This window comes from Sphingobium sp. RSMS (genome assembly GCF_005406185.4).
GTDB lineage: Bacteria > Pseudomonadota > Alphaproteobacteria > Sphingomonadales > Sphingomonadaceae > Sphingobium > Sphingobium fuliginis.
Map to the genome: position 1 here is coordinate 2693454 of NZ_CM191257.1, position 18885 is coordinate 2712338.

The 18885-nt window shown below is 65.6% G+C and carries 17 protein-coding genes, 1 tRNA gene and 1 riboswitch; of the genes, 9 read left to right on the top strand and 9 right to left on the bottom strand.

Annotated features, from left to right (window positions below; genetic code table 11):
* The first annotated feature begins 42 nt into the window (after window positions 1–42).
* The 4 genes from EGM87_RS13035 (at window position 43) to ruvC (ending at window position 2120) form a co-directional block, all read left to right on the top strand.
* Window positions 43–285, top strand: a complete 243-nt coding sequence (locus EGM87_RS13035) for a DUF2312 domain-containing protein (protein WP_007688707.1) — start codon at window positions 43–45, stop codon at window positions 283–285.
* A 23-nt stretch (window positions 286–308) separates the two neighbouring features.
* Window positions 309–635 (top strand): heavy metal-binding domain-containing protein, encoded by a 327-nt coding sequence (locus tag EGM87_RS13040; protein ID WP_170825568.1) that lies wholly within the window; start codon window positions 309–311, stop codon window positions 633–635.
* Between the two features lie 68 nt (window positions 636–703).
* Window positions 704–1447, top strand: a complete 744-nt coding sequence (locus tag EGM87_RS13045; protein ID WP_007688711.1) for a YebC/PmpR family DNA-binding transcriptional regulator — start codon at window positions 704–706, stop codon at window positions 1445–1447.
* Between the two features lie 181 nt (window positions 1448–1628).
* Complete coding sequence (gene ruvC, locus EGM87_RS13050) at window positions 1629–2120, top strand: crossover junction endodeoxyribonuclease RuvC (protein WP_025547533.1); 492 nt, start codon at window positions 1629–1631, stop codon at window positions 2118–2120.
* Between the two features lie 189 nt (window positions 2121–2309).
* Here ruvC and ppc read toward each other — a convergent pair whose 3' ends face one another.
* Complete coding sequence (gene ppc, locus EGM87_RS13055) at window positions 2310–5009, bottom strand: phosphoenolpyruvate carboxylase (RefSeq protein ID WP_044662821.1); 2700 nt, start codon at window positions 5007–5009, stop codon at window positions 2310–2312.
* 139 nt (window positions 5010–5148) lie between these two features.
* Between ppc and EGM87_RS13060 the strand changes: the two genes are divergently transcribed.
* Both EGM87_RS13060 and EGM87_RS13065 read left to right on the top strand, forming a co-directional pair.
* A complete protein-coding gene (locus EGM87_RS13060; protein WP_044662822.1) occupies window positions 5149–6603 on the top strand; it encodes a helicase HerA domain-containing protein in 1455 nt (484 codons plus the stop codon).
* Window positions 6600–7067: a low molecular weight protein-tyrosine-phosphatase gene (locus EGM87_RS13065; RefSeq protein ID WP_044660383.1), complete on the top strand. Its 468-nt coding sequence runs from the start codon at window positions 6600–6602 to the stop codon at window positions 7065–7067. The genes EGM87_RS13060 and EGM87_RS13065 overlap by 4 nt, the downstream gene beginning before the upstream one ends.
* 132 nt (window positions 7068–7199) lie before the next feature.
* Here EGM87_RS13065 and EGM87_RS13070 read toward each other — a convergent pair whose 3' ends face one another.
* The 5 genes from EGM87_RS13070 to paoA form a co-directional block, all read right to left on the bottom strand.
* On the bottom strand, window positions 7200–7985 hold the full coding sequence (locus EGM87_RS13070) for a S1/P1 nuclease (protein WP_044660384.1): 786 nt from the start codon (window positions 7983–7985) through the stop codon (window positions 7200–7202).
* Between the two features lie 159 nt (window positions 7986–8144).
* Window positions 8145–10148 carry a TonB-dependent receptor gene (locus tag EGM87_RS13075; protein WP_044660385.1) on the bottom strand — a complete coding sequence of 668 codons (2004 nt, stop codon included), beginning with the start codon at window positions 10146–10148 and terminating at the stop codon, window positions 8145–8147.
* A gap of 52 nt (window positions 10149–10200) precedes the next feature.
* Window positions 10201–12417 carry an aldehyde oxidoreductase molybdenum-binding subunit PaoC gene (gene paoC, locus EGM87_RS13080; protein ID WP_044660386.1) on the bottom strand — a complete coding sequence of 739 codons (2217 nt, stop codon included), beginning with the start codon at window positions 12415–12417 and terminating at the stop codon, window positions 10201–10203.
* A 3-nt stretch (window positions 12418–12420) separates the two neighbouring features.
* The gene (locus EGM87_RS13085; RefSeq protein WP_044660387.1) at window positions 12421–13371 is read right to left on the bottom strand and encodes an FAD binding domain-containing protein; all 951 of its coding nucleotides are present in this window, start codon (window positions 13369–13371) and stop codon (window positions 12421–12423) included.
* Entirely contained in the window at window positions 13368–14018 is a 651-nt protein-coding gene (gene paoA / locus EGM87_RS13090; RefSeq protein ID WP_137710190.1) for an aldehyde dehydrogenase iron-sulfur subunit PaoA, read from the bottom strand. The genes EGM87_RS13085 and paoA overlap by 4 nt, the downstream gene beginning before the upstream one ends.
* 258 nt (window positions 14019–14276) lie before the next feature.
* Between paoA and EGM87_RS13095 the strand changes: the two genes are divergently transcribed.
* Together EGM87_RS13095 and EGM87_RS13100 are read left to right on the top strand one after the other, a co-directional pair.
* A tRNA-Gly gene (locus EGM87_RS13095) sits at window positions 14277–14351 on the top strand.
* A gap of 313 nt (window positions 14352–14664) precedes the next feature.
* Window positions 14665–15057 carry an ArdC-like ssDNA-binding domain-containing protein gene (locus EGM87_RS13100; protein ID WP_065846158.1) on the top strand — a complete coding sequence of 131 codons (393 nt, stop codon included), beginning with the start codon at window positions 14665–14667 and terminating at the stop codon, window positions 15055–15057.
* A 101-nt stretch (window positions 15058–15158) separates the two neighbouring features.
* Here the strand turns inward: EGM87_RS13100 and EGM87_RS13105 are convergent.
* The 3 genes from EGM87_RS13105 to EGM87_RS13115 form a co-directional block, all read right to left on the bottom strand.
* A protein-coding gene (locus EGM87_RS13105) for an IS5 family transposase (protein WP_229742333.1) occupies window positions 15159–15874 on the bottom strand; the annotation gives its coding sequence in 2 pieces (ribosomal slippage) (window positions 15159–15580 and window positions 15580–15874; 717 coding nt in all).
* Between the two features lie 119 nt (window positions 15875–15993).
* Entirely contained in the window at window positions 15994–17853 is a 1860-nt protein-coding gene (gene thiC, locus EGM87_RS13110; protein WP_137710189.1) for a phosphomethylpyrimidine synthase ThiC, read from the bottom strand.
* 11 nt (window positions 17854–17864) lie between these two features.
* Window positions 17865–18272, bottom strand: coding sequence for a DUF2065 family protein (locus EGM87_RS13115; RefSeq protein ID WP_044660391.1), 408 nt, complete (start codon window positions 18270–18272; stop codon window positions 17865–17867).
* A 55-nt stretch (window positions 18273–18327) separates the two neighbouring features.
* Window positions 18328–18438: riboswitch (TPP riboswitch) on the bottom strand.
* Between the two features lie 83 nt (window positions 18439–18521).
* Between EGM87_RS13115 and EGM87_RS13120 the strand changes: the two genes are divergently transcribed.
* Window positions 18522–18818 carry a hypothetical protein gene (locus tag EGM87_RS13120; RefSeq protein ID WP_044660392.1) on the top strand — a complete coding sequence of 99 codons (297 nt, stop codon included), beginning with the start codon at window positions 18522–18524 and terminating at the stop codon, window positions 18816–18818.
* Window positions 18819–18885: the final 67 nt, after the last annotated feature.

The window sequence follows — 18885 nt, forward strand, 5'->3', positions numbered from 1 at the left end:
CCGACCGATTCATCAACCGATTCACATTTACTGGAGATTCCCATGAGCGATGGCAATGTCGCCGCCGAACAGCTACGCCTCTTCATCGAGCGCATCGAGCGCCTGGAAGAGGAAAAGAAGGGCATCGCGGACGATATAAAGGACGTCTATCTGGAGGCGAAGGCCAATGGCTATGACGTGAAGACGATGCGGTCCATCGTCCGCCTGCGCAAGATGGAGCGCAATGCCCGCATGGAAGCCGAAGCGCTGCTGGAAACATACAAGACGGCGCTGGGCATCGAATAAATCGCAGCGCGGGGAGAGCGTCCATGACCGGGATCATCGTCAGCACCACCCCTTCGCTGGAAGGCCGGCCTGCGAAGGAATATCTCGGCATCGTCACCGGCGAGGTGATCGTGGGCGCAAACCTGTTCCGCGACCTGTTCGCCAGCGTGCGCGACATCGTCGGCGGGCGCTCTGGCGCCTATGAGGACGTGCTCCAGCGTGCCCGCGAACAGGCGATCGCGGAAATGCGCACCCGCGCCGTGGCGCTGGGCGCCAATGCGGTCGTCGGCGTCGACCTGGATTATGAGACCGTCGGGTCCAGCGGGTCGATGCTGATGGTGACCGCCTCGGGCACCGCGATCCTCGTCTGACATTGCGCATCGAGGGCGCGCTCGCTAGAGAGCCCGCATCGAACAAACAGACAAGTCAGGAGCAGGCCGTGGCCGGCCATAGCAAATTCAAGAACATCATGCATCGCAAGGGCGCGCAGGACAAGAAGCGCTCCTCGATGTTCTCCAAGCTGTCGCGCGAAATCACCGTGGCGGCGAAGATGGGCATGCCCGACCCGGACATGAACCCGCGCCTCCGCCTTGCGGTCAACGCCGCCAAGGCGCAGTCCATGCCAAAGGACAATATCCAGCGCGCGATCGACAAGGCGATCGGCGGCGACATGGAGAATTACGAGGAAATCCGTTACGAGGGCTATGGTCCCGGCGGCGTGGCCATCATCGTCGAGGCGCTGACCGACAACCGCAACCGCACCGCGACCAACGTCCGCACGGCCTTTTCCAAGAATGGCGGCAATCTGGGCGCTTCGGGCGCGGTCAGCCACGGTTTCGACCGCATGGGCCTCATCACCTATCCGGCGAGCGCGGGCGATGCCGACGCGATCTTCGAAGCGGCGCTGGAAGCGGGTGCGGACGACGTCTCCTCGAACGAGGACGAGCATGAGATCTGGACCGCCATGGACGCGCTGCACGAAGTCGCCAGGGCGCTGGAGGCCAAGCTCGGTCCGGCCGAAGGCGCCAAGCTCGCCTGGAAGCCGCAGACCACCGTCGAGGTGGACGAGAGCAATGCGGCGACGCTGATGAAGCTGGTCGACACGCTGGAAGACGATGACGACGTCCAGACCGTCTGGGGCAATTACGAAGTTTCCGACGAAGTCATGGAGAAGCTGGGTTGATCCTTCCCCTTCCCTCTCCCCTGCGGGGAGAGGGATGCGAAGCCCTGGCGGCCCTGCCGCTCGGGCGAAGCCGGGAGGGCGCGGCAGCCGACGCGCCCGGTCCGGTCTCCCTCCAGACGTGCCCGTCCGGCGGACCGGCGAGCCACCCTGTCCTCTCCCGTGAAGGGACGAGGGGAATATCATGATCATCCTGGGCCTGGACCCGGGCCTTGGCACGACCGGCTGGGGCCTGATCGCCGCGGATGGCAACCGCCTCACCCATATCTCCAACGGCCAGATCAAGACCGATTCAGGCATGGCGCTGGCCAGCCGGCTGCTGGTGCTCGATCTGGCGCTGACCGACCTCATCCTCGAACATCAACCCAATGGCGCGGCTGTCGAAGAGGTGTTCCTCAACGTGAACCCGCAATCGACGCTCAAACTCGGCCAGGCCCGTGGCGTGGTGCTGCTGGCGGCTTCGCGATCCGGCATGGAAGTGGGCGAATATGCCGCCCGGCTCGTCAAGAAATCCGTGGTCGGCGTCGGCAATGCATCGAAGGAGCAGGTCCACGCCATGGTCTCCCGCCTCCTCCCCGGCGCAAAGATCGCCGGACCCGATGCCTCGGACGCCCTGGCCGTAGCGATCACGCACGCCCATCATCTGGCCAGCGCACGAAGGATTCCGCGGAAGTAGAAGGTGGGGCGATCCGGGGCGGGAACTGGCCAATTCAGGACCTTCCCCTCCCGTAAACGGGAGGGGTTAGGGGTGGGCGCGAGCGTAGCGAGCTTCTGACTTAGCCGTTGCAAAACAGCGCAGGTGCCGCGCCAGCCCACCCCCTAGCCCCCTCCCGCCTGCGGGAGGGGGAATGGCAGGAATCCACCCCTATCCGCTATTCCTCAGCGCCGTGGCGATCGCGTTGATCGACAATTCTATGCCTTCCTTGATGCGCGGGTCGTCCTCACCGCTGCGGTGGCGCTTCATCAGTTCGACCTGAAGAAGGTTCAGCGGCTCGATATAGGGCAGGCGCAGGCGGATCGACGTGTCGAGCTTGGGATTCTTCTCCAGCAGCCGCGACTGGGCGGTGGCGGCGAGCAAGCCGTCATGGGCCATGTCCCAACCATCGCGGATGCGGTCGAAAATCTCCGCGCCCCGCGCCTGATCCTCGACCAGCGGCAGATAGTGAGCAGCGATACCCAGATCGGACTTGGCCAGCACCATCTCCAGATTGGCGAGCGCCGATTGCAGGAAGGACCAGTGCTGCGCCATGTCGGCCAGCAGCGCCTTGTCCTCGAAGGCGGAAAGCGCGTGGCCGACCCCATACCAGCCCGGCAGCATCACCCGCGCCTGCGCCCAGCTGAACACCCAGGGGATGGCGCGCAAATCCTCGATCCGGGTGCTCTTGGTGCGGCTGGCCGGACGGGAGCCGATCTTGAGGCCGGAGATTTCCTGGATCGGGGTCAATTGCCGGAAGAATTCCTTGAAGCCCTCAGTACCATAAACAAGATCGCGATAGGCGGCGAAGGCGGTCTTCGACAGTTGGTCCATGGCGGCGGCGAAGCGGGCGGCATCGCGATCGGACAGGACTTCGGGTTCCAGACTGGCGAGCAGGGTCGCGCTGGTCATCGCTTCCAAATTGGTCATGGCGACGTCGCGGGTGCCGAATTTGGCGGCGATCACCTCCCCCTGTTCGGTGATGCGGATGCGACCCTGCACCGTGCCCTTGGGCTGCGCCTGTATCGCCGCGAAGGAGGAGCCGCCACCGCGCCCGACCGCGCCGCCGCGGCCATGGAATAGCTGCATCGCCGTGCCCGCTTCGGCAAAGACGGGGGCCAGCGCCTTGCTCGCCTGGAACAGCCCCCAGGTGGAGGTGATGTAGCCGCCGTCCTTGTTGCTGTCGGAATAGCCGATCATCACTTCCTGATGGCCGCGTTCCCGCACCACGCCGCCTATTTCGGGCAGGCCGAAATAGGCGGCCATGATCTTGGGCGCGGCCTCAAGGTCCGCGATGGTTTCGAACAGCGGCACGGCCATGATCGCGGCCTGCGGCGGCGCGCCCTCCGTGCCCGCGCGCCACAGGCCCGCTTCCTTGAGGATGATGTTCACCTCGAGCAGGTCGGAAACGCTCTCCGCCTTGGAGATGATATAATGGGTGATGCATTGCGGGCCGTAGATGCGATGCGCCTCCGCCGCCGAATGGACGATGGCGAGTTCGGACGCGGTCTGTTCCGAATATTCGAAAAAGGCCGTGCCCAGCGGCCGGTTGTTCGCCAACTCCCGCCGAAGCAGGGCGATGCGGGCATATTCGTCGAGCCCGGCATAGTCCGCTTCGACCCCCGCGACTTTCAGCAGTTCGGCCACCACGCTCTGATGGACATCGCTGTTCTGCCGCATGTCGAGCGTGGCGAGATGGAAGCCGAAGGTTTCGACCGCGCGGATCAGGCGGCCAAGCGCGCCGCCGGTCGCCAGAGCGCCATTGCCTTCGCTCGCCAGCCCCTGCGCGACCGTCACCAGGTCGCGGCGCAGGTCGGCGGGGCTGGCATAGGGTTCGCCCTTGAGCGCCGAGGGGCGGGACGGCGCCTTGCCGACCAGCGACCGGTAGGTGGCGGCCAGACGGGCATAGATGCCGGAAATCGCCCGGCGATAGGGCTCGTCCTGACGGCTGGGCGAGACGTCGCCGCTGGCGTCGGCCAGGTCCAGAACGGCCTGCGACACATCGGCCAGTTCGGTCGAGAGCGACAGTTCCGCGCCAAGGGCGTGGAGCGCATCCATATAAAAGCCCAGCGCAGCCTCGCAGCCCCTGGCGAGCGCGAGCCGAAGCTGCGGCGCCTGAACGAAGGGATTGCCGTCGCGGTCGCCGCCGATCCAGTTGCCGACGCGCAGGAAACTCTGCGGGCGCGCGCCCAGCACCCGTTCCCATCGGGCGTAGAGGGCGGGCAGCACGGGCAGGAAGACGTCGCGGAAATAAGCGAGGACATTCTCGATCTCGTCCGCGACGAACAGCTTTTCCCGGCGCAGCGGTCGGGTCTGCCACAGCAGCGCGATCTGGCGGAAGATCGCCTCGTCCAGATTCTCGCCCTCATCGGTTTCCGTCCGGCCGCCGTCCTTGAGCAGCATCAGGTCCGCGATGCGGTTCTTGTGGTCGATCATGCTCTTGCGCCGCACCTCGGTCGGGTGAGCGGTCAGGACCGGCACGATCAGGGCATGGGACAGCAGGTCGAGCACCGCCTCGCGCTCTATTCCATGGGACCGCAGCTTTTCGACGGCGGAGGCGACGTCGGCCCCCGGCTCGGCAGCGACGCCCTGGCGGTCCTCGGCCAGATTGGCCAGCATCGAGAAGAGCATGAAGCCGCGCACGAAGCTCAGCGTGTCGTCGAGGCTCAGCGCGTCGAGTCCGGTGTCGACCACGTCCGCGCCGTGCAGGCCGCGCGCCCGATCGACCGAGGCGGAGCGGATATATTCGGTCTGCTTGTAGATTTTCTCCCCGCCATAGGCGCGGATGACGTCGCCCAACAAACGACCGAGAAAGCGGATGTCCGGGTTCTGCGTGATCGCAGGAGCGGGAGAGGATGCAAGAGTCGCCATGATGGATCGATGCTGCATCGCAACAATGGGATGGTCAAGGGAATCCGCATCGCGTGACGTGATCCCGCGAGGGGCAGGAGGACGGCATCCTTATTCTGTGCACTTGCGCGAAGCCCCCGCCATGGGCCAAAGGAAATCCGTGACCGCCAGCATCAGCATAGGAAATGACAGCAACGGCAATGCCGTTTTGGTCGATGTCGAGGAATTGCTTGCCACCCGTCTGCTCGTCCAGGGCAATTCAGGGTCCGGCAAGTCGCATCTGCTGCGTCGCCTGCTGGAGGAAAGCGCCGCGCTGGTCCAGCAGGTCGTGATCGATCCGGAGGGCGATTTCGTCACGCTGGCGGATGAATATGGCCATGTGGTGATCGACGCGGGCGACTATAATGAGCGCGAGATCGTCAAGATGGCGATGCGCATACGCGAGCATCGCGCATCCGTGGTGCTCAGTCTGGAATCGCTGGAGCTGGAGGCGCAGATGAAATGCGCCGCGACTTTCCTGTCGACGCTGTTCGACGCGCCGCGCGACCACTGGTATCCCGCGCTGGTGGTGGTGGACGAGGCGCAGATGTTCGCCCCCGTGGCGGCGGGCGATGTGTCGGATGAGGCGCGGCGGCTTTCGCTGGCGGCCATGACGAACCTGATGTGCCGGGGGCGCAAGCGCGGCCTGGCGGGCGTGATCGCGACGCAGCGGCTGGCGAAGCTCGCCAAGAATGTCGCGGCCGAGGCATCGAACTTCCTGATGGGGCGCACCTTCCTCGACATCGACATGGCGCGGGCGGCGGACCTTTTGGGCATGGAGCGGCGGCAGGCGGAGCAGATCCGCGATCTGGAGCGCGGCCGCTTTCTGGCGCTGGGCCCGGCCATCTGTCGACGGCCGGTGGCGGTGAAGATCGGGTCGGTGAAGACCAGCACGCGCGGCGGCACGCACAAGCTGATGCCGCCCCCCGTCACCGCGACGGAGGATTTGCAGGAATTGCTGTTCGCAGGCGCGGGCGAGGAAGAGGCGCTGCCCCCGCCTCCACCCCGCGCCGAGCCGCCGGCCTTGCCTGCGGAGGAGTTGATGCGCGCCCTTGCCGCCGCGCCTTCGGCCAAGCCCGCCGCGCCGGAACTGGACTTTGGCCAGAATGAGCCGGTGGTGATCGCCGTGCTGGAGGAGATCGTGGCGGACCTGGGGGAGGCGCAGCCCAGCGTGTCGACGCTCTATCAGGATTTCGGCGTCCGCTGCCGGATGAAGGGACTGCGCCAGCCGCCGCTCGACCTGCCCGCTTTCCGCAAGCGATTCGCCATGGCGCAGGCGGGCATGTTCGATGCCGCCGACCCGCGCTGGGCCGATGCGATGAAGGCCGCCGAACCTGTGCCGGAGGATATGCTCGCTCCCTTCCTGCTGATTGCGCGGGCGGCGATGCAGGGGCTGCCCTGCCCCGACGATGTGGCGCTGGCGCGCGCCTATGGCACCAGTTCGCCGGGGCGCGTGCGGCGGTTGATCGATTATATGGAAAAGCTGGGCGTGATCGTGGCGCGCACCGATTTCGGCGGGCGGCGGTCGATCGGCGTGCCGCAACTGGGCCTGAGCACGGCGGCGGCCGAGGGATGAGCGCTTCGGTCCTGTTCGTGTGCCTGGGGAATATCTGCCGATCGCCGCTGGCCGAAGCCGCGTTGCGTGCGGAGGCGGAGCGGGCGGGCCTTTCGGTAACGGTGGATTCGGCGGGTACCGGCGACTGGCATGTCGGATCGCCGCCGGACCGGCGCGCGCAGGCGGTGGCGCTGCGGCATGGGATCGACATTTCCGGCTACCGTGGGCGGCAGGTGACGGCGGGGGATTTCCGGCGGTTCGACCATGTCTTCGCGCTGGATGCGGAAAATTTGAAGAATCTGCGGCGGATTCAGCCTTCGGACGGGACGGCGGACGTGCGGCTGCTGATGGATTTGGTGCCAGGGCGCGAGGGGAGCGGCGTGACCGATCCCTATTTCGGGGACGATGCCGGCTTCGACATGACCTGGGACGATGTCACGCGGGCCGCGCGCGCCATCGTGGAGCGGCTGCGGGAGCGGGGGTAGAGTGGTCGCAGGAGCGCGCTGCGCTTCAATTCGGTCCGGAAACCCGGAGCATTTTTCACATTGAGCGGAAAACCCCTGTTTTTCGCGACCGCCATTCCGAGTCGTCGACCATGAACGGACTGTCGACCGGTCCTAGGGCTGCCGGGGCGAATCGAAAATCGCATTCAGGCAGGCGGCGATGCGGACACCTGCCCGCCGCAACCGGTCGTCCAACTCGGCGCGATGCCGATAGGCATAGTCCCAGGACAGGTTCGGGTCCGCCGGATAGACGGTCTTGCGCAGCGCGATGCTTTCGCGGGTCCAGATGTCCGGATCACACAGGCTCCAGGCAATCGTCTGTTCCGGCGTGATCGACCGCGACAGCCAGTCCGCATATTCCGAATAGGACAGGGCGCGCTGGTCGATCAGGCCGGAATCCCAGACCGAATGCAGGTTGCTCTGCGCGCCGAAGAAAGTGACCTTCACATCATTGCCGCCCCGGTCGTCACCACCGCCGACATGCAGCGGCTGATGCAGGTCGCCAATGATGTGAACGACGAAGCGCAGCGCCATGCGGCGGTCGTCCAGCGACGCCTTGGGGTCGCGAAGCGTCGCCGTAAAGCGGGTCAGCGCCGTCATCGCGTCCCCCTCCTTCGGCGCGTCCGCGGCGGTGTAACGATCGCCCTCCCTCACCGTGACATAATGCCAGGGGCTGGCCGTCTTGCGCCAATATTCGGCGGGGTCGGACCGCATGTCGTCCGGCCAGGTCGCCGCTTCGGCCAGATCTTCCGACCCCAGCAGCAGGCGGACCTGGGCGCGTGCAGCGCCACTCAGGTTGCGGTCGGCTATGGCGCCGGTGACGCGATGGCCGATCGGTCCCCAGGCCTGGGCAGGCGCAGCGGCGAGAAACGGCAGGGCGAGGAGAAGGGCAAAGCGCATGAGGACCTCATACAGCTTTGCCCCGGCGGAACCAGCGGGCTTTTTCAGAGGGTTGCCCTAAAGCGATCAGCAAGCGACCGGAACCGATCGCTTGCCGCGAAATCGCGCAAAACAAGGAATCTGGAGCAGCGATCTGATTCCATCAGATCGAAACCGGCTCTAGCTTGCGAACCGGAAGCCGATCCACAGCGTCCGGGGGGTGCCGAGGTCGATGGACCCTCCGGCGTTGCGGGTGATCACTTCCTCATCGAAGAGATTCTCGCCCCGGGCAACCAGGGTGACGCCATGGCCCAGCGGCAGGCGCGCCACCGCATCGACGGTCAGCGCATCGGGCAAGACATCGGTCTGGAGGTCATCCTCATATTGCTTGCCGACATAGCGCAGCGTCGCGGAAAGCGCCGGTCCCTGCTCCGGCTCCCAGGCCAGCGTGGCGCTCGCGGCATGACGGGGGCTCTGCGCGGGGGTGAGGCCGTCAAAGCCCATGCCCGGCGCATGGACGGTGCTGTGGCTATAGGCATAGGATGCCGAAAGCAGGAAGTCGTCCACCCGGCCGACGGCGGTCAATTCGATCCCCTTGGCGGTGATGCGGTCGACATTTTGCCGCTCGCGCGTATTGGCGACATTGGTGAGGGTGACATTGGCTATGGCATCGTCCAGCCGGTTGATGAAGCCGGTGGCGGAGAGGGTCAGGCCCGGAATGGGCGTGAGGTCGATGCCCGCCTCCACGCCCTTCAGCTTTTCGGGCGTCAGCGCGGCATTGGCGCGGGTCGTGATCGGGAAGACCACGAACGGCCGATATAGCTCGTTCAGCGTCGGCAGGCGGAAACCGCTATAGGCCGCGCCGCGTAGCGCGACTGCATCGCTGATGCGGTAGAGAGCGCCCGCCCTTCCGGAGAACTGCCAGTCCGAACGGTCGGCAAAGCTGTTGTTGGCCGCACCGGTGCCGGTGGCGCGATAGAAGCCGTTGCTGATCGTCCAGCGATCCGCCCGCACCCCGCCTGTCAGGACCAGCCGGCCCAGCGTCCAGTCATCCTCGGCAAAGAGGCCGGTGGTCATCTGCTCGCCGCCGGCATGACGGCGGGAAGTGACCGGATTGGCCGCTATATTCGCGTTATAGCCATCCTCGAACATGTCGCCGGTGGCGAAGCGGGTGTCGGCCCCGATGCGCAGCACATGGTCGGGGCCGACCGGTGGGCGCAGCTCGATCTTGCCGCCAATGCCAGTCGAGGGCGTATTGCGCTGGTCGAGCGACTTGCGGAAGGTGGATGCCGAGATCACGATGTTGGAGAAGTTGCGCGCCTGGATATAGGCCAGCGCATCGACCTGCCATGCACCGCGGGATATGAAGCGGATGCTGGCGTCCTGCCCTTCGCTCATGCTGTCCGCGCCCTTGAAGCGCAGGGTGCGCTCGTCGTGGAAGATGGTGCCGCGGAACTGGATCTCCGATGTGGCGGACAGGGGCGCGACGGCCCGCAAATTGGTCGACCAGCCGTCATAGGCGGCGGGCGAAGTCGCGGCGACGCGCTGGTTCCGGGGCGTGGTCTGGAAGCCGTCGCCCCGGTCCCAGCGGCCCGAAAGCGAGACATAGCCGCCGCCCAGATCCGGCGTCAGGCTGGCGGTCAGTTCGGTCGCATCCTTGCTGCCGTAGAAGGCGCTGGCGCCGAAGGTCGGAAGCTGATCGCGCGTCGCGCTGGCGAGTTCGATGGTCCCGGCCACCGCGCCCGCGCCGAAGGCCCCAATGCCGCCGCCGCGCGTCACCCGCACCACCGACAGGCGGTCGGGCACCAGTGCGCTGAAGGGGATATAGCCGAAAAAGGGATCGGCCATCGGCACGCCGTCCAGCAGCACCAGCGTCCGGCTGGAAGCGTTGCCGCCCAAGGCGCGCAATGTCGCTCCCTGGGCGGAAGGATTGGCGGAGCGGCTGTCGGAACGGCGGAACTGCTGGAATCCGGCCACATCGCCCAGCACGCTCTCGATCCGGCCGGAAGCGCCGTTGGTCAGCCGGTCCCGGTCGATGATCACCGACCCATAGGCCGGCGTCCCCGGCGGCAGGGAAAGCCCCTCCCCCGTCACGACGATGCGGTCCGTGTCGGACGCCTCCGTCCCGGCGGCCGCAACCGTCGGAATTGCGGCCAGAACCAGTGACAGCGAAAGATATTTCATCGGCGCCCTTTCCTCTCTTTGGGAGAGGGACTAGGGGCGCCGCGCAGGAAGTTCAAGCGACCCTTTTTCCGGTTGACGCCGCCAGAATCTTGTCGATCGTCAGCGGATAGTCGCGCAGGCGCACGCCCGTGGCGTTGTAGATCGCGTTGGCGACCGCCGCGCCAGCCCCGCAAATGCCCAGTTCACCGACGCCCTTGGCCTTCATGGGCGAGCTTTTGTCGTCCAGTTCATCGATGAACAGCACGTCCTGATGCGGGATGTCGGCATGCACCGGCACCAGATATTCGGCCATGTCGTGGTTGACGAAGAAGCCGAACCGCGTGTCGACGCTCAGCTCCTCCATCAACGCCGCGCCCACGCCCATGGTCATCGCGCCGATCACCTGGCTGCGCGCCGATTTGGGATTGAGGATACGCCCGGCGGCAAAGGCCCCGCCCATGCGGCGGACGCGGACTTCGGCGGTGTCGATGTCGACGCCCACCTCGCAGAAATGCGCGCCGAACGTGGCCTGCGCATAGCGTTTGGTGAGGTCGCCATAGTCCATGCTGTCCTCTGCCCAAAGGCCCTCGCGCCCCGCCAGCGTCCCTAGCGGCTGGGACTGGTTGCCCAGGCGCACCAGACCATCCTCGAACAGCGCCTTGTCCACCGGGAAGCCCGCCTTTTCGGCCAATTTGGCGCGCAGGGCCATGGCGGCGGCATAGACGCCCGCGGTTGAGCTGTTCCCGCCCCACTGGCCGCCCGAACCGGACGACGCGGGAAAGCGGCTGTCGCCCAGCCGCACGGTCACGGCGTCCAGCGGCACGCCCAGCATTTCCGCCGCCGTTTGGCCGATGATCGTGTAGCTGCCGGTGCCGATGTCGGTCATGTCGGTTTCGACCGTCACATGCCCCTTGGCATCGACGCCGATGCGCGCACCCGACTTCGTGACCAGATTGTTGCGGAAGGCGGAGGCGACGCCCATGCCGACCAGCCAGCGGCCATCGCGCACCTGCCCAGGCTTCGGATTGCGGCGGTTCCAGCCGAAACGTTCCGCGCCCTCGCGCAGGCATTCGACCAGCTTGCGGCTGGAAAAGGGGCGCTGCGGCCCGGCTTCGGGATCATATTGCACATCGTTGCGGATGCGCAGTTCGACCGGATCGACGCCGCAGGCCTCGGCCAGCTCGTCCATCGCGACTTCGAGCGCCAGCAGGCCCACCGCCTCGCCCGGGGCGCGCATGGCGTTGCCTTCCGGCAGGTCCAGCGTCGACAGGCGATGCGTCGTCAGCCGATTGGGGCCGCGATAAAGCAGGCGCGTCTGCTGCGCCGCCGTCTCCGCGCCGCCGCCGGGCAGGTCGCCCGACCAGACCTCATGCGCGATGGCGTCGATCACGCCCTGCCTGTCGGCGCCGATGCGGATGCGCTGGATGGTGGCGGGGCGGTGAGTGGTGTTGTTGGGGATTTGCGGCCGGGCGATCGCGACCTTCACCGGGCGGCCGACCATGCGCGCGCCCAGCGCCGCCAGCAGCGCATCGGCACGCAGGAACAGCTTCGCGCCGAAACCGCCACCGATATAGGGTGAGACGAGGCGGATATTCTCCTTCGGAATCTTCAGCGTCGCCGCCATTTCGCCCACGCTCCAGGCGATCATCTGGTTAGAGGTCCAGAGCGTGAGTTTGTCGCCATTCCAGGCGGCGATGGTCGCGTGCGGCTCCATCATCGCATGGCTCTGGTCGGGCGTGGTGTAGTGCTGGTCGATCTTCACCGCCGCCTTGGCGAAACCGGCTTCGAAATCGCCCGCTTTGGTATCAGCAGGGCCGCCGAAGCCGCCTTCGGGCGGAACGCCCTTGTCGCGCTCCGCCGCCAAGTTGAAGCGGCCCTGATCCGGCGCATAATCGATGCGGACGAGCCGGGCGGCGTCGCGCGCATTTTCCAGCGTGTCGGCAATGACCAGCGCCACCGCCTGCTCATAATGTTCGATCTGCGGACCGCCCAGCAGATGGGCGGTGTTCATATTGCCTTTGCCGAGCGGCCCCGCATTCTGGTGGGTGACGATGCCCAGCACACCGGGCGCGGCTTCAGCGGCCCGCAGGTCCATGGCGTTGATCCGTCCCTTGGCGATGGCCGACCCGACGATCCAGCCATAGGCGGCGTTGGGCGCGGCATCGTGCCGTTCATAGGCATAGGGCGCGGTGCCGGTGACCTTCGCGGCGCCGTCGATGCGGTCATGGGGAATGCCGATGACGCGGCCCCGGTCGATCGGGTTGGTGGTGGCTGGCGTGTCGAACTTCATGGCTCAGGCCCCCTTCTGACGGTAGAGCGAGGCAAGGGTGCGGGCGGTCAGTTGCTGCTTGAACGCATTATGCGCGGTGGGTCGAGCGCCGCTGAGCGCCGCCTCCGCCACGGCCGCCGCGCCGGACGGGGCGGCGGCATCTGCGGCATCGGTACGCCAGGGCTTGGCCCCTATGCCCCCGAAGGCGAAGCGCGCCCGGCCGTCCTTCTCAAACACCGCCGCCACGGACACCAGCGCAAAGGCATAGGAGGTGCGGTCGCGCACCTTGCGATAGACATGGGTGCCGCCCAGAGGCTTCGGCAAGGTGACGGAAGTGATAAGTTCGCCGGGCTTCAGCGCATTTTCGATATGCGGCGTCTCGCCCGGCAGCAGGTGGAAATCCGCGATCGGGATGGAGCGACGGCCGCCATCGGCGCCCACCGTATCGACCTGCGCATCGAGCAGGCGCAGCGCCACCGCCATGTCGGACGGATGCTGCGCGATGCAGGCGTCGCTGGTGCCCAGGATCGCCAGGCTGCGGCTCATCCCCTTGAGCGCGCCGCAGCCGCTGCCGGGCTTGCGCTTGTTGCAGGGCATGCGCGTGTCGTAGAAATAGGGGCAGCGGGTGCGCTGGAGCAGGTTGCCTCCGGTCGTCGCCTTGTTGCGAAGCTGACCCGAAGCGCCGGCCAGCAGCGCGCGGCTGAGCACCGCATAATCGCGGCGGACGGCCTTGTCGGCGGCCAGATCGGTGTTGCGGACCAGCGCCCCGATCCTGAGGCCGCCTTCCGCTGTCGGCTCGATGCGGTCGAGGCCCAGATGATTGACGTCGATCAGATGGGTGGGCGTCTCGATCTGGAGCTTCATGAGGTCGAGCAGATTGGTGCCGCCCGCAATGAAGCGCGCGCCCTGGGTGCTGGCGGCTGTCCTGGCCGCATCTTCGACACTGGCGGCGCGGCTGTAGGTGAAGGGCCTCATGCCTTATCCTCCGCAGTTCCATGGCCGGCGACTTCGCGGATCGCCGCGACGATGTTGGGATAGGCGGCGCAGCGGCAGATATTGCCGCTCATCCGCTCGCGCACCTCGCCCTCGGAAAAGGCCACGCGGTCGAGGTCCTCCGTGGCGTGGCTGGGGATGCCCGCCTCGATCTCCTCCAGCACCGCCACCGCCGAACAGATCTGGCCGGGCGTGCAATAGCCGCATTGATAGCCGTCATGGGTGATGAAGGCGCGCTGCATCGGGTGAAGCTTTTCCGGCGTGCCGAGCCCCTCGATGGTGGTCACATGATCGCCCTCATGCATGACGGCGAGGGTGAGGCAGCTGTTGATCCGCCGCCCCTCCACGATCACCGTGCAGGCGCCGCACTGGCCATGGTCGCAGCCCTTCTTGGTGCCGGTCAGGTGGAGATGCTCGCGCAATGCGTCGAGCAGGGTGGTGCGGGGGTCGAGTTGCAGATGCACTTCCCGGCAGTTCACGGTCAATCCTACGGCGCTCATCTGGGCCTGCTCCTTCTGGCGTTGCGGGCGGGCGGGAGCAGCGGCCTGCGCGTCGCCCAGCACGGGAATGGCGGCGGCGGCGGCGGCGCTGCCCTGAAGCAGGCCCCGGCGCGTCAACGGTTCTGGCATGCGATGCTCCTCCTCCTGCCCCCGCCATAGGAAGCGAAGGGCGATCATATTCGGTCGTTGCTCACTGATTTGACAGGCAGAATAGTAGCATATGGCCACGCGAGGCCAAGCCGCAAGGTGGGAAAAGCCACTATCGGGCGGGGAAATCCGGCGGGATCGGAAAAAAATGATTTTATGCAGATTCTCCCTTGCCGAGGTGGGAAGCCGCTGCTAGTTGCCCCCCACCCGCCGAGAGGGACACTTCCTCCGGCCGCCAGAGCGGGCGTAGCTCAGGGGTAGAGCACAACCTTGCCAAGGTTGGGGTCGAGGGTTCGAATCCCTTCGCCCGCTCCAGATTTTCCGAGAAAATCAGCTGGTGACTCGATGCTGATTCGGTCTTGGAAACCTGATTTCCTTATCATCGTCCACACGTCGTCCACGTCTTTCGAGCTGAGTGGCGGTCAGTAGCGTGCGTTCGCGCAGCGCCTGATCCTGCAGGGGAACGGCTTCCCCTGCGTTTGAGCTTCGCTTCGCGAATCTCAAACGACCCCTTCAAACGGGCTGCGCCCCGTAGCGCCCCCTTCAAGAGTGAGAGTGCGGCCGGTTGGCCGTGACGGGTTGAGCGTCACGAGAGAGGCTCGGGACCGACCCGTCGCGGAGAATCGCGATGGCCTATGCACGCACCCACCGTTCCGCGGGTGAGCGGACCGACCTCTACGAACAGATCACCAACCGGATCATCGCCGAGCTGGAAGCCGGACGCGCGCCCTGGGTCCAGCCCTGGGGTTCGTCGAAGGTGAGTATCGGCATGCCCTACAACGCCGTCAGAGATCGGCGATACAGCGGCATCAATGTACTCACACTCTGGGATGCAATCGTCTCGCGCGGCTTTGCCTCCCATGCCTTCCTGACCTTCCGGCAGGCGCTGGCGCTCGGCGGCCATGTCCGACGCGGCGAGCAGGGCGTGGGCGTCGGCGTCAGCGGCGCCAGGCACCAACGAAATTCCCATATACTGGGTTGGAGCGGTACAGGAGACGGCCGACATCGCCAGAAGACCTAAAATGCTGGCCGGGAGCCGATTGCCAAAGCAAAGGCGTAGCATCCTAAGACTCAGTTTCGGTATGATCCACCCCTCCGATAAAGATTAGGGTTTGTGGGGATTCATCGTGAGTTGATGATGGCTGCGGCGAGATAGATCATTGCAGAGAAGCTCTGGTCGGTTTTGCAGGCACGCATAGCGATGCGTTTGAATTCCTTAAGTTTGGAGAAGAAGTTTTCGATCAGGTGACGCCATTTGTACATCTCGACGTCGATCTTGAGCTTTTGGGCGCGGCCGGGATGTTGTGAAATGACAACCTTCGCCCCACGCTGATCAAGATCCTGTACAATCCAGTTGGAATCGAAGGCCTTGTCGCCCAGCAGGGCACCGAACTCAATACCGTCGATCAACGGTGCGACGCCTATGGTGTCGTAGCGGTTGCCCGGCAGCAACTCGAAGCGCACCAGATTGCCCAAGGCATCGGTCAGCGCCAGAATCTTGGTCGTCATGCCGCCTTTTGAGCGACCAATGGCCTGGCCCTGAGTCCCCCTTTTGCGCCCTGGCCATGCCGGTGAACCTTGACGATGGTCGCATCGACCATGGCGTATTCCATGTCGGGTTCCTCCGACAGCACATCGAAAATACGCTTGAAAATATCGGCTTCCCGCCAATCGCGAAACCGCCTGAACGCCGTACTCCAGTTGCCGAACATGGCGGGCAGATCACGCCATGGACTGCCCGTGCGAACAATCCACAGCACCGCCTCCATGAATAGCCTATTGTCACCTGGCGGGCGGCAACCGCGCCTCCCCTCCAATGGAAGCAGCGGCCCGATCAAACCTCATTCCTTATCTGAAAGACCAATCCGTTCGCCCAAGCCTGCCTCCAAAAGGCAGCCTTGAGTCAACCCCACGTCATCCAGTCAAGCTTTGTCCACGAAACCCAGTTCTCCAAAACTCAGTCGCGATCTCGCCCACCAGCGCCCATATAGAGTTCGCTGCCGGTCTGCCGGAAGATTTCGCTCATTTCGGCCATGCCTTTTTCGGCGTCCTCCGCCGCGAGGAAGCTGTCTGCGGGCTGGTTCTGCCTGGCGGCGAAGTCGCGCACTTCCTGCGTGATCTTCATCGAGCAGAATTTGGGGCCGCACATGGAGCAGAAATGGGCGGTCTTCGCGCCTTCGGCGGGAAGCGTCTGGTCGTGATATTTCTCGGCCGTGTCGGGATCGAGCGACAGGTTGAACTGGTCGCGCCAGCGGAATTCGAAGCGGGCGCGGCTCAGCGCGTCGTCGCGGACCTTGGCGGCGGGGTGGCCCTTGGCCAGGTCGGCCGCGTGGGCGGCGAGCTTGTAGGTCACGACGCCCACCTTCACGTCGTCGCGGTCGGGCAGGCCCAGATGCTCCTTGGGCGTGACGTAGCAGAGCATGGCCGTACCGTACCAGCCGATCATCGCGGCGCCGATGCCGCTGGTGATATGGTCGTAACCCGGCGCGATGTCGGTGGTGAGCGGCCCAAGCGTGTAGAAGGGCGCCTCGCCGCAGGCTTCGAGCTGCTTGTCCATATTCTGCTTGATCTTGTGCATCGGGACGTGGCCGGGGCCTTCGATCATCACCTGCACATCCTGTTCCCAGGCGCGCTTGGTCAGTTCGCCCAGCGTGTAGAGTTCGGCGAACTGCGCTTCGTCATTGGCGTCGGCGATGGAGCCGGGGCGCAGGCCGTCGCCCAGCGAATAGGCGATGTCATAGGCCTTCATGATCTCGGTGATTTCGTCGAAATGTTCGTAGAGGAACGATTCCTTGTGATGGGCGAGACACCATTTCGCCATGATCGATCCGCCGCGCGAGACGATGCCGGTGACGCGCTTGGCCGTCATCGGGATATAGGGCAGGCGCACGCCCGCATGGATGGTGAAATAGTCGACGCCCTGTTCGGCCTGCTCGATCAGCGTGTCACGGAAGATGTCCCAGGTCAGTTCCTCGGCAATGCCGCCGACCTTCTCCAGCGCCTGATAGATGGGCACGGTGCCGATCGGGACCGGCGAGTTGCGCATGATCCATTCGCGGGTGTCGTGGATGTTGCGGCCGGTCGACAGGTCCATCACCGTGTCGGCGCCCCAGCGGATCGACCAGACCAGCTTGTCGACTTCGCTCGCCACATCGGAGGCGACGGCGCTGTTGCCGATATTGGCGTTGATCTTCACCAGGAAGTTGCGGCCGATGGCCATCGGCTCCGATTCCGGGTGGTTGATGTTCGACGGGATGATGGCGCGGCCGCGGGCGACCTCCTCCCGGACGAATTCTGGAGTCACATAGTCGGGGATCGACGCGCCCCAGTCCTGCCCGTCGCGGACATATTCGGCGAGGCGGGCGCGGCCCAGATTTTCGCGCTCGGCCACATATTCCATCTCCGGCGTGATGATGCCGCGCCGGGCATAGTGCATCTGGGAGACGTTCGCTCCAGCCTTGGCGCGCAGGGGACGCTTGACCGTGTTGGGAAAGGCCTGAACGCCGCCGCTGCGGTCGGGACCTTTCAGGCCGTTATCCTCCGGCTGGATGGCGCGGGCGTCATATTCCTCGACATCGCCACGACCGATGATCCAGTCGCGGCGCAGCGCGGGGAGGCCTGCCATGATGTCGATGCGGGCATTGGGGTCGGTATAGGGACCAGACGTGTCATAGACGCGGACCGGCGCTTCGCCGCTGCCGGGTTCCAGGTCGATCTCGCGCATGGCGACCTTGAGCGGGCCGACATGGATCTTGCGCGAGCCACGGATGGGTCCGGTGGTGACGCGCATCTCTGTTCGTGCTGGGACGTCTGCCATTTGGGTTCCTTTCAGGCGATGACGGTGGCGCGGCCGGTGAGGCCGGCGAGGAAGAGGAGAATGCCGAGGACGATGCTGAGGATCGCCCAGGCGCGGGTGAAGTTGAGGGACCAGCGACCGATCTTGAGCAGGGGCGCCGGGACCGCGAGCAGCAGCGCCCCCTCGACCAGCGCGACATAGCCGATGGCCGAGACGATGATGGACAGCGGATCGCGCCAGATGCTGTGGATGAGGACGAGCGCCGCGCCGACCGCGAAGACCGGAAAGGCCAGCGCCATCACCAGACCGGGCGAGCGTTCCAGATCGTCCATCATCTGCCGCCAGCGCTGCGGCGCCACGAGGCCCCCTGTGCCGATGACGATCATGTAGAGGCCGATGGCTTCAGCCAGGCGCAGGGTCAGGACGGAAATGCTGTCCATGGCTTGCCGTCCTCCTCTTCGCATCGGGGCGGAGGGCGGGCGCGGGTTGCTGCATGCGAACAAGCCGTTCCCTCCCTACGCCGGTCTTATCCGGATCAGGTTCAGCGGGTCGCGGCCACGTCAGCCGCCTCTCAACCGCCTGTGGACGGTCCCCCGGGGATGCCCCGCATGTAGCCCAAGCGGCGAGCGAACGAAAGCCCCGTTCTGACGCTGGACAGCAGGTCGCCTTTTCCGCTTTAGTGGCCTGCGATGAAGCATCCCGATCTGTCGACGAAGGAAGGGCGCAAGGCGCACCGGCACGAGATGCGCATGATCGCGGTCAGGCCGCGCCGTTGGGGATTATGGCTGCTGACGGCGGGTTTCCTGCTGGTGCTGGCGCCTTCCGCCTTGAACATGCACAGCCTGTTCGGACTTTGGCCGCCGATGCTGGGCGCGATCTGCATCATGCTGGGCGTGCCGCTGCTGGCGGCGAGCGTGGTGTTGAAGCGGCGCTATCTGCGGCAGCGGGTGGCCGGACAGGCGATAGTGGGGCGGATCAGAGGGTGAGATTCCGGCGGTTTTCCGCCGAAGTTCACACCATATGCGCGCGCGTGCCCGGGCGCGCGTAGGCATG

What these genes read in the sequence shown, in the direction of transcription:
- EGM87_RS13085 (WP_044660387.1), bottom strand. Translation starts at nt 13,371, where the DNA reads ATGAGGCCCTTCACCTACAGCCGCGCCGCCAGTGTCGAAGATGCGGCC.
- ruvC (WP_025547533.1), top strand. Translation starts at nt 1,629, where the DNA reads ATGATCATCCTGGGCCTGGACCCGGGCCTTGGCACGACCGGCTGGGGC.
- EGM87_RS13065 (WP_044660383.1), top strand. Translation starts at nt 6,600, where the DNA reads ATGAGCGCTTCGGTCCTGTTCGTGTGCCTGGGGAATATCTGCCGATCG.
- EGM87_RS13075 (WP_044660385.1), bottom strand. Translation starts at nt 10,148, where the DNA reads ATGAAATATCTTTCGCTGTCACTGGTTCTGGCCGCAATTCCGACGGTT.
- EGM87_RS13115 (WP_044660391.1), bottom strand. Translation starts at nt 18,272, where the DNA reads ATGGACAGCATTTCCGTCCTGACCCTGCGCCTGGCTGAAGCCATCGGC.
- paoA (WP_137710190.1), bottom strand. Translation starts at nt 14,018, where the DNA reads ATGCCAGAACCGTTGACGCGCCGGGGCCTGCTTCAGGGCAGCGCCGCC.
- paoC (WP_044660386.1), bottom strand. Translation starts at nt 12,417, where the DNA reads ATGAAGTTCGACACGCCAGCCACCACCAACCCGATCGACCGGGGCCGC.
- ppc (WP_044662821.1), bottom strand. Translation starts at nt 5,009, where the DNA reads ATGGCGACTCTTGCATCCTCTCCCGCTCCTGCGATCACGCAGAACCCG.
- thiC (WP_137710189.1), bottom strand. Translation starts at nt 17,853, where the DNA reads ATGGCAGACGTCCCAGCACGAACAGAGATGCGCGTCACCACCGGACCC.
- EGM87_RS13100 (WP_065846158.1), top strand. Translation starts at nt 14,665, where the DNA reads ATGGCCTATGCACGCACCCACCGTTCCGCGGGTGAGCGGACCGACCTC.
- EGM87_RS13040 (WP_170825568.1), top strand. Translation starts at nt 309, where the DNA reads ATGACCGGGATCATCGTCAGCACCACCCCTTCGCTGGAAGGCCGGCCT.
- EGM87_RS13070 (WP_044660384.1), bottom strand. Translation starts at nt 7,985, where the DNA reads ATGCGCTTTGCCCTTCTCCTCGCCCTGCCGTTTCTCGCCGCTGCGCCT.
- EGM87_RS13035 (WP_007688707.1), top strand. Translation starts at nt 43, where the DNA reads ATGAGCGATGGCAATGTCGCCGCCGAACAGCTACGCCTCTTCATCGAG.
- EGM87_RS13120 (WP_044660392.1), top strand. Translation starts at nt 18,522, where the DNA reads ATGAAGCATCCCGATCTGTCGACGAAGGAAGGGCGCAAGGCGCACCGG.